Raw genomic sequence first — 9862 nt, forward strand, 5'->3', positions numbered from 1 at the left:
TTGTGGGGGCGGGCTTGCTCGCAAAAGCGGTGTGTCAGCCAACATCCAGGGCGACTGACACGACGCCTTCGCGAGCAAGCCCGCTCCCACATTGGAGATGTGTTGTTGGGTAGATGTTTTTCAGAGGCAAAAAAAAGAGCCTCAAAGCTCTTTGATGGGGAGGAAGTAGAGCCGTTGAGGCTCAAGATGCGCATGAAGCAGGCGGTGAGCTTGGTAGGGGTTCAGATCACTCACCACCTACGCAGCGGCTTGTTGAGCAACCAAGCGGCTGCGTAACTCCATCCTAGAAAGACCGAGCGTTTCACTCAAGTACCGCTAGTCGTGTTGCTGCGTGTGCTTCTTTCGACCATCGCTTTGATGATTTCAAACAGTTCGTCCTGTGCCTGCCCTGCGCTGATCTCGTCATTCGCAGCGGCGTGGGACAAGGCTTCGGCGGCGCCGAGCATCGCGTGCAATCCGGCTGGCCTGGTGCCTCCCGCCGCAGCGAAGGGGGAGAGCACGTTTCGGCACTTTTCGAGGAAGATCGCTTCGTACTCGCGCTTGATCTTTTCCAGTTCCGGCGAACCCGCCAGCGCGGCGATCACGCCGGGTATCTCATTGCCCTGAAGCAGCACGCAATCGACGTACGAGGTGGCAATCACCCGTGCGGTGTTGGCCAGGGTCGGTTCGCAATGTTCCAGCGCGGCATCCATCAACGCAGTCTGGCGCGTGTCGAAATCCTGGTAGAGCGCGGCCAGCAATCCGGATCGAGTGGTGAAGTGATCGTAAACCACCGGTTTGGTAATCCCGGCCAACTCGGCGAGGCGGCCCAGGGTCAGGGCGTCCGTGCCTTCCTTGCGCACGAGTTGCCAGGCAACGTCCAGCAACTGCCGCAGTCGATCTTCCCGCGACATCCGGCGACGCGGCTGTTCTTTTGATTCGATGGTTGACATGGCTATGTACCAAAAGTAACTTACTATTCGTAACTTACCAAGAGTATATAGGGTCCGCCCCGTGCTCTCAATCAGGAGTTCCAGCATGCAAACGCTTATCGTTGTCGCTCATCACGATCCTCTTTCGCTTACCCATGGCGTGGTCACGCGGATTGCTGACGGCCTGGCCCTGGCCGATCCCGATCACACGGTGGAAATCGCCGATCTCTGGGCCGAAGGTTTCGACCCGAGGTTCGGGCCTGCGGATTGGGCGGTGCATCACCGGGAGGCATCACCGCCGGCCGATGTGATCGCCGAGCAGGCGCGGGTAGATCGCGCCGACGCGGTGATACTGGTCTACCCGGTGTTCTGGTGGTCGATGCCGGCGCTGCTCAAGGGCTGGATTGACCGAGTGTTCGCCAATGGCTGGGCTTTCGATTTCGGGGCGGATGCCAAGCTGGTGAAAAAGCTGGATCGTCTGCGGGTACACCTGATCGGAGTCGGGGGAGCCGACGCGCGAACCTATGCCCGACATGGATATGCAGACGCCATGAAGACTCAGATTGACCATGGCATTTTCGATTACTGCGGTGCGCAGGTCGTGACGTCGCAATTGCTGCTGGAGTCGGAAATTCAGGATCCGGCCGTGCACTTGCAGGTCGCACACGCCTTGGGTCGTGGCCTGTATCGGCAAGATGTCGAGGCGGTATGAGCCACATACCGCCCCGATATCACTAGACCTGTTCGCCCGGCCAGCCGGCGCGACGCAACGCCTTTAGCAGGGTGTCGGCATCCAGCCCCGATACCGCATGCCCGTTGCCTTCGGTCGTTTCGCCGGCAAGCAGGGCGTTGATGATGGCTTCTTCCACGGCCTCGGTGGCGGCCAGGAACAGCTCGCTGATGTGGTCGTTGTTGACCATGCTCAGGTGGTCGGTGGTCGGCGCTTTCTTGCTCTCGTAGGCGGCCGGTGGCACATCATTGCCGGTGGCGAACGCGATGAAGATGTCGCCGCTGTGGTCTTCGTTGCCGCCGCCGGTGCGGGCCAGGCCGAGGCTGGCGCGCTGGGCCAGGCGGGTGCACTGGTGCGGCAGCAACGGCGCATCGGTGGCCAGGCAGACCACGATCGAACCCATGCCCGGATGAGGCAGCGAGGCCTTGAGGAACGGCGAATCGGCCTGTTCCATGTAGCGCCCGACCGGGTAACCGTCGACCCGCAGTTCGTTACGGATGCCATGGTTGGCCTGGACAATCGCCCCCACCGTCCAGCCGCCCTGGGCACTGTTCAAGCGTCGCGACGCGGTGCCGATACCGCCCTTGAATTCGTGGCAGATCATGCCGCTGCCACCGCCGACATTGCCTTCGGTCACCGGGCCGCTCTCGGCGCTGCGCACGGCCTGGGCCACGTGCTCGGGCTTGACGTGAAAACCGTTGATGTCGTTGAGCAAGCCGTCGAAGGTTTCCAGCACCACCGGCATGTTCCAGTACAGGCGCCCGTCATCCGGCTGCTGCTCGCGATCGAGGACGATCAGCGCATCGCGCACCACGCCCAGGCTGTGGGTGTTGGTGAAGGCGATGGGGCTGGTCAGCAAGCCTGCTTCGCGAATCCACTCCAGCCCCGTGGCATCGCCATTGCCGTTGAGCACATGCACACCGGCAAAGCACGGTTGCTGGCTGGTGGAACCGGCGCGCGGCTCGATGACGGTGACACCCGTGAGGATGTCGCGGCCACTGGCGGTGCGTCCCCGCACATTGCTGTGGCCGACCCGTACGCCGGGGACGTCGGTAATGGCGTTGAGCGGGCCGGGTTGCAGTTGGCCGAACTGGATGTCGAGGTCGCGGGCGCGTGGTTTCATGGGTTTTCTCATCGTTGATTCATTCCAGAAAATTTGCAGGCCAACTCGATCTTGTGGCGAGGGAGCTTGCTCCCGCTGGGCTGCGCAGCTGCCCCAAGATCTCGGTTAACACGTCGATTTTGTGAGTGCTGCGCACTCAAGCGGGAGCAAGCTCCCTCGCCACAGAACAGAGCTGGATTCATTGACCGTTCTTGACCTTGCTCCAGATCCGCGTCCGCACCCGTTCCGTAGCTGGCGGCAGTGGCTGGAGGGTGAACAGGGTGGCCATGGCTGCGGCTGGCGGGTAGACGGCCGGGTTGCTGCGGGTCGCTTCGGCCTCCAGCGTGGTCGCGCTGCGGTTGCCATTGGGGTAGTTGAGGTGGTCGCTGACCGGGGCGATGACTTCAGGGCGCATCAGGTAGTCGATGAAGGCCAGGCCTTGTTCCGGGTGCGGGGCGTCCTTGAGCAGCACCAGCGTGTCGAACCACACCGGCGCGCCTTCCTTGGGCAGGCTGTAGGCGATCTTCACACCGTTGCCGGCCTGCTCGGCGGTGGTCTTGGCTTCGAGCATCGCGCCGGACCAGCCGACCGCTACGCAGATGTTGCCGTTGGACAGGTCGCTGATGAATTTCGACGAATTGAAGTAGGCGATGTGCGGACGCAACTTGAGCAGCAGCGCTTCGGCCTTCTTGTAGTCTTCGGGGTTGGTGCTGTTGGGCGGCAGGCCGAGGTAGTGCAAGGCGACCGGCAGCATCTCCGACGGCGAATCGAGCATGGCCACGCCACATTCACCGAGCTTGGCCAGGTTCTCCTCCTTGAACACCAGGTCCCAGGAGTCCACCGGCGCCTTGTCGCCCAGCACCGCGCGCACTTTGTCGATGTTGTAGCCGATGCCGTTGGTGCCCCACAGGTAGGGCACGGCGTACTGGTTACCCGGATCGTTGTTGGCCAGTTTCGCCAGCAGATCGGTGTCCATGTTCTTGAAGTCCGGCATCTGCGCACGGGGCAGTGGGGCGAGGGCGCCCGCCTTGATCAGCGTGGGCAAGCTGAAGTTGCTCGCCACCACCACGTCGTAGCCGCTGCGGCTGGTGAGCAACTTGCCTTCGAGCACTTCGGCGCTGTCGAAGGTGTCGTAGACCAGCGCAATCCCGGTGTCTCGCTTGAAATCCTGCAGGGTAGTCGGGCCGATGTAGTCGTACCAGTTGTACACGTGCACGGTCGGCGCATCGACGGCAAAGGCCGACAGCGACACCGCCAGGCTGGCGCCAAACCCCAGATTGAAATACAAGCGGTGACGACTCATGATGCGGCACTCCTGGCCTGTTGCGGCCGGTGGTAATCAGGAGATTGCAGCGTATCGACCGGGGTGCTCTTCACCCATTCCCATCATGGGTTACTCAAAAGGGGTAGTGCGTGGACGCGTTGTTGAAAGAGTTGCCGGTGCACCAGGGGCTGGCGCGGGTGTTCACGGCGGTGGGGCGGGACGGCTTCTGGCGGGCGCTGGTCGATACCCTGCGCTTGCTGGTGCCGCTGGACAACGCGCTGGTGGCGCTGATGCGCCCGGGCCATGTGCCGCGTCTGCTGATTGATTTCGATGCCAAGGGCAATGCTGACGAGCAGGAAGAACTGGCGGACTACCGCGCCGGCATGTACCTGCTCGATCCGTTCTATCAGGCCGCCTGCGCGGGCATCGCCGACGGCTTGCACAGCCTCGAATCGGTGGCCCCCGACCAGTTCCAGCACAGCGAGTACTACCTGAGCTACTTCAGCACGGTGGTCGGTGGGGACGAGTTGCAGTTCATGGTCAACGTCGATGGCGCCGTGCTCGGCTTGTCCCTCGGGCGCTCGACGCGCTTCAGCCTCGAGGAGCAGGGCCGCTTGATTTGCGTGCGTGACTGGGTGCTGGCAGCGATGCGCCGACACCTGGATATGCTACCGCTGGAAGGGCCGGTCGTCGAACCACCGGCCGGCGATCTGGCGACCTTGCTCGATCGCTTCGACGCACGCCTGACGCTGCGCGAGATCGAAACGGCGCGCCTGATCCTCCAGGGTTTCTCCAGCAAGGCCATCGCGCAGCAACTGGGCATCTCCCCGGAAACGGTGAAAGTGCACCGGCGCAATGTCTACCACAAGCTCAACGTCAACGGGCATGGCGAGTTGTTTGCGCTGGTGCTGCAGCCGCGTTGAGCTCTCATGGCGCGTGTTGTTGCCGATCCACCATCGCCTTGGCAATCTCCAGCAAATGCCAGATCGAAAACACCAGGGCCCGATCAGCGCCCTTGAGTTGATCGCCACACTGATACGCCGTGACCGAAGCGCAACGCAGCAGGTCGGCGATATAGAGCTGGGTATCTTCAAAGCTCACGTCGTTGCTGACGTTGTAAAAGCGCAGTTCATCGGGGCGGGCGGGGTGGTCGCCGGTCAGGTGGAAATCAATCGCACGGTAGAGCGCTGATCGATCCCTGAGTGGGTCTTCAGTGACGGTTTCGTTGGTGGGGGTTCCTGGAGGTGGATCGGGTACGGATTTTTCCATGAGTGTTGTTCCTATTGCTGCATGGGAGCCATCACTTATCGCCTACTAAACGATTGGGTGGCGGCTGTACGCAGGTTAGTAGGCCGGTCAATAGGAAAAACCGGTGCACCCGAAAGTGCCCCACGCACAGCCACCATATTCTGCATGCGGCAAAATGTGCCGGACATGAGCATGGAATCGCTATGCGCCTATTGTTCCGGGCTACTAAACCCGATCACTGATGAGCAATGACGGACCGAGACTAGCCATGGAAAATGGCAGGGGCAAGCGAGCGAAATGATCTAGGAAATGTCCTGCAAAAGAAAGGGAGCAGGCCTGCAAAGCCGCTGATTTTCCTGTACGAAAACTTCCCTGTCAGGGGCTGTGATCACCTGTGGCGAGGGAGCTTTTGTGGCGAGGGGGCTTGCCCCCGTTCGACTGCGCAGCAGTCGTAAAACCAGCAACCTCGTTTTTTCTGACACACCTCATTGAATGATTTTAGGGCCGCTTCGCGCCCCAACGGGGGCAAGCCCCCTCGCCACAAAAGTACGGTGACCTTCAGCTCGTCAGCGTTTGTTCAACCCCCGCGCCAACCGATCCCACCCAACTGAATCATCGTCACCATGATCTGGCTGACAAACCACTGATATCCATTCGGCGCGATCCATTGTGGGAGCGAGCCTGCTCCGGGCGGCGTTCCGACGATGGCCATTTCACGGACATCGACCTGTAACTTCTTACAGTTTCGGGCCGGTGAAAAAAGGCTCAGTCTTCGTTGATCAAAGTGAAAGGCCGTCAATGCCGTGAACGCTCACCACCACGCCGCGACACCGACGCTGTCGGTCATCGATCCGCGCGCCCTGACGGTTCGCAGCGTCGGCTATTACCGCCATCCCGACAGCCCGGAGATTGACCCACGCATCACCCGGCAACGCTTCGACGCGGCGGGGCGGTTGGTTGAATCCTGGGATCCACGGTTGTGGGGCACGGCGCCAAAGCCGAACCTGACCACGGTCTACGGCTTGAGTGGCCAACCCTTGCTGACCGACAGCGTCGATGCCGGGTGGCAGTTGAGCATGCTGGATCAGGCGGGTTCATCCCGTGTCTTCTGGGATGCACGAGGCAGTAAGCGCCACACCGGGTTCGACGAACAGCAGCGGCCGATCACCGTCACCGAACAGGCTGTGGGAGAACGGCCACGCGTGGTGGAGCGCTTGACCTACGGGGACACCGGTCCTGCGTTCGCCGGGCACAACCAGTGCGGGCGGTTGATCCGCCATGACGATCCGGCCGGTGTTCAAGTCTTCCCCGCCTTTGGGCTTGGCGGCGCCGTGTTGGTGGAAGATCGACGCTTCCTCGCGGACCTCGAAACACCTGATTGGCCCTTGGACCTCGATGAACGCGAGACGTGGCTGGAAGCTCAATCGTTCATCACCCTCCACACCTTCAATCCCGGCGCAGAGCTTCAGCGACAAACCGATGCAATGGGCAACGTTCGTACCTTTGGCTATGACGTAGCGGGCAAATTGAGTGAGGCCTGGCTGCAACTGACTGCCTCTGGAAAACCGCCACAACGGCTGGTTAGCGACATCCATTACAACGCCCAGGATCAGGTCGAACGTGAAACCGCTGGCAATGGTGTAGTGACCCGTGCCGCGTACGCTGCCGATGACGGGCGTCTGATCAGGCTGATGGCGGCGGTCGGTAACCAGAAACCCTTGCAGGATCTGAACTACGTCTACGACGCGGGGGGCAACATCGTCGAGCTGCAAGACCAGTCCCAATCCGTGACCCATTTCAACAACCAGCGCATCGAGCCGATCAACCGTTACCGCTACGACAGCCTGTATCAACTGGTCGAAGCCAAAGGATGGGAGGTCAGTCAGCCGAGCCACGGTCCGACGTTGCCGGAGCTGCAGCCCACACCGCTGGACCCCAATCAACGGCGCAATTACACCCAACGCTTCGAGTATGACCGAGGCGGGAATTTGATCACTCGCCGGCACAGCGATGCGCCGGGCTTTTTGATGTTCACCTCGGCACGCAGCAACCGTAGCCTTGCGCAACGTGACGACGGTTCGCTACCGGGGGAGCCTGAAATCGCCTTGGGTTTCGACGCCGCTGGCAATCAACAGGAACTGCAACGCGGGCAAGCCATGGCCTGGGACAGTCGCAACCAATTGAGCCGCGTGACCTTGGTCAAACGCGAAACCGAGCCCGATGATTACGAATGCTACCGCTACGACCGACCCGGCCATCGCTTGCGCAAAGCGGGATTCGCCCACAGCAGCGGCTGCACCCTGCACGCTGAGGTCCGCTACCTACCCGGTCTGGAAATTCACCACCAGGCCGATGGCGAAGAACTTCATGTCATCAGCGTCGAAGCCGGGCGCAGCAAGGTGCGAGCGCTGCACTGGCCCCAAGGTGAGCATGACGATCAATGGCGTTACAGCCTCAGCGATCACCTTGGCTCCAGCACCCTGGAACTGGATGACGAGGCGGGTGTGCTGACCCAGGAACACTATTACCCCTTTGGCGGCACGGCGTGCTGGGCGGGGAAAAGTGCCTTGGTGGCCAAGTACAAGACTATTCGCTATTCGGGCAAGGAACGGGATGCGACCGGGCTTTATTACTATGGCTACCGGTATTACGCGCCGTGGTTGCAACGCTGGATTTGTCCGGATCCGGCCGATGATATTTCCGGGCCCAACAGGTACTTGATGGTAAAAAATAATCCGGTAGTGTTTTTTGATCGAAAAGGGCTGGATAGGGAAAGTGCTATAAAACTATGGAGGCATGCGTTCAAAGTTATTGTTGCTACTGGAGATGCTATTCCAAACTTTGATCCTGACCTGGAAATGCGTTATCACCAATCGAGTGATGAGGATAAAATGCGAGTTGGGTTTGTTGCTAATAAAATGCGTCATCATTTTGTTAGTGATAAGACAATAGAGTCCTTTGGTGGGGAGGATATGTTCCATAATTCATACGAAGCTTCTGAATGGATATTTAAATCTAATTACAAGGAAAGCGAGACACGAAAATATTTTGCAAGTGATGTAGCTAAATTTCAGTACGTTGCTGTTTCTCGGGTAAATAAATATTTTGGATACCTTCCTTTCGTTCTGAAAAGGCAGACTGTTACGAATCAAGATACGCTCAGGAAAATGTATGAGGCGAAAGGGGGGTCTGAAGAAAGGCTGAAGGTTTTTCTTGCTCAAACGCCTAATGGTAGGTCAACAAAAAGAATTATGGATGAGTTTAAGCTTGTCGCTACGGGTTTTAAACAAAATCCAGAGATTTTGACATTTAAAAGTGAAAGTGGAGATAGAATTTTTGATTCGGCCGACTTTAACGTTTATGTACGTTTTTCAGTCCGTCCGTCGGTTGAGGAGGTAAGCAGTGTTGATGAGACTCTGCGGGGCGAAGTAACGCCAAAGTCTCCGGGGCGAGGATTTCGTGGCACTGTCGGTACACTTGAGATGGGTGCCAAAAAAGAATACGCACATTTTCACTGAGTAAAGAGTGTGGTATTCACCAGCGTTTAAATAGAAACCATATTAATGGTGTCCAGGCCGCGGTCCTTCATCCCTCCAGTTTGAACACCAACGCCTTCAACCCGCACTCAACATCCGCATCCGGAAACTCCGGCGGATTCTCCAGCCGCTGCTCAAACTTCAGGCTCGGTGCTTCGCGGGTGACACCGTCGATCAGAAAGTCGGCACCAAACGCCGGGTCGTTCATACAGGCCAGCACAGTGCCATTTTCAGTGAGCAGTTCGGGTAGCCGGCGCAGCACGCGCTGGTAGTCCTTGGTCAGCAAAAAACTGCCTTTCTGGAACGACGGCGGGTCGATGATCACCAGGTCGTACGGGCCTTTGCCGATCACTTTGCCCCAGGACTTGAACAGGTCGTGGCCGAGGAAGCTCACCTTGCTCAGGTCGTGGCCGTTGAGCCGGTGGTTGTCGCGACCACGGCTCAGGGCCGGGCTCGACATGTCGAGGTTGACCACATGCGTCGCGCCACCTTCGATGGCCGCCACCGAGAAGCCGCAGGTGTAGGCGAACAGGTTCAGCACCCGTTTGCCCTCGGCATTGGTGCGGACCCAATCGCGGCCGTAGCGCATGTCGAGGAACAGCCCGGTGTTCTGTTTGCGGCCCAGGTCCACCCGGTATTTCAACCCACCCTCGGTGATGGTCATTTCCTCGATGACGTCGCCGAGCAGCCACTCGGTGGTGCTTTGCAGCAGGTAGCGGTGTTGCAGCAGCAGGGTATGCGCGGCGGATTTTGCCCACTGTTCAGACTGGGTGATAGCCATCAGCACCTGCTTCAAGTCTTCCAGTTGCGCAGCCTCCGGTTCCTTGAACAGCGCCACCAGCACCACGCCCTGCAGCCAGTCCACGGTCACTTGCTCCAGCCCCGGCCAGCAGCGACCACGGCCGTGAAACAGGCGACGGGTTTCGGCGGGGGCGGCTGACAGGGCGGTCAGCAGGTGCTCATGTAGGGTGGCGAGGGCTTCAGGGTTCATCGATTTGAGTCGGCAGCGTAAACGGGCGCGCATTTAAACATAAATGCCCATCCTGCGGGCCACACAAAACCCTGTAGGAG

Annotated in this window: 8 protein-coding genes; 3 read left to right on the top strand and 5 right to left on the bottom strand. The window is 59.5% G+C overall.

The genetic code is table 11. The features are described from left to right. Positions 1 to 305 precede the first annotated feature (305 nt). Positions 306 to 932, bottom strand: coding sequence for a TetR/AcrR family transcriptional regulator (locus KGA88_RS30600; RefSeq protein ID WP_110663139.1), 627 nt, complete (start codon positions 930 to 932; stop codon positions 306 to 308). 85 nt (positions 933 to 1017) lie between these two features. Between KGA88_RS30600 and KGA88_RS30605 the strand changes: the two genes are divergently transcribed. After that, the gene (locus KGA88_RS30605) at positions 1018 to 1623 is read left to right on the top strand and encodes an NAD(P)H-dependent oxidoreductase (RefSeq protein ID WP_223596506.1); all 606 of its coding nucleotides are present in this window, start codon (positions 1018 to 1020) and stop codon (positions 1621 to 1623) included. Positions 1624 to 1645: 22 nt separating this feature from the next. Here KGA88_RS30605 and KGA88_RS30610 read toward each other — a convergent pair whose 3' ends face one another. Together KGA88_RS30610 and KGA88_RS30615 are read right to left on the bottom strand one after the other, a co-directional pair. After that, positions 1646 to 2764, bottom strand: a complete 1119-nt coding sequence (locus KGA88_RS30610) for a P1 family peptidase (RefSeq protein WP_223596508.1) — start codon at positions 2762 to 2764, stop codon at positions 1646 to 1648. Positions 2765 to 2942: 178 nt separating this feature from the next. Continuing rightward, on the bottom strand, positions 2943 to 4046 hold the full coding sequence (locus tag KGA88_RS30615; protein ID WP_223596516.1) for an extracellular solute-binding protein: 1104 nt from the start codon (positions 4044 to 4046) through the stop codon (positions 2943 to 2945). Between the two features lie 110 nt (positions 4047 to 4156). Between KGA88_RS30615 and KGA88_RS30620 the strand changes: the two genes are divergently transcribed. Continuing rightward, a complete protein-coding gene (locus KGA88_RS30620; protein WP_223596518.1) occupies positions 4157 to 4930 on the top strand; it encodes a helix-turn-helix transcriptional regulator in 774 nt (257 codons plus the stop codon). A 4-nt stretch (positions 4931 to 4934) separates the two neighbouring features. Here the strand turns inward: KGA88_RS30620 and KGA88_RS30625 are convergent, their stop codons facing one another. Then, entirely contained in the window at positions 4935 to 5276 is a 342-nt protein-coding gene (locus tag KGA88_RS30625; RefSeq protein WP_110662130.1) for a DUF6124 family protein, read from the bottom strand. A gap of 782 nt (positions 5277 to 6058) precedes the next feature. On the opposite strand from KGA88_RS30625, the gene KGA88_RS30630 reads away from it, so the two are divergent. Then, positions 6059 to 8773, top strand: coding sequence for an RHS repeat domain-containing protein (locus KGA88_RS30630; protein ID WP_223596520.1), 2715 nt, complete (start codon positions 6059 to 6061; stop codon positions 8771 to 8773). Between the two features lie 67 nt (positions 8774 to 8840). On the opposite strand, the gene KGA88_RS30635 is transcribed toward KGA88_RS30630, so the two are convergent. Next, the gene (locus KGA88_RS30635; RefSeq protein WP_223596523.1) at positions 8841 to 9782 is read right to left on the bottom strand and encodes a class I SAM-dependent methyltransferase; all 942 of its coding nucleotides are present in this window, start codon (positions 9780 to 9782) and stop codon (positions 8841 to 8843) included. Between the last annotated feature and the right edge of the window lie 80 nt (positions 9783 to 9862).

It is taken from the genome of Pseudomonas sp. A-R-19, from assembly GCF_019956575.1.
Classification (GTDB): Bacteria; Pseudomonadota; Gammaproteobacteria; order Pseudomonadales; family Pseudomonadaceae; genus Aquipseudomonas.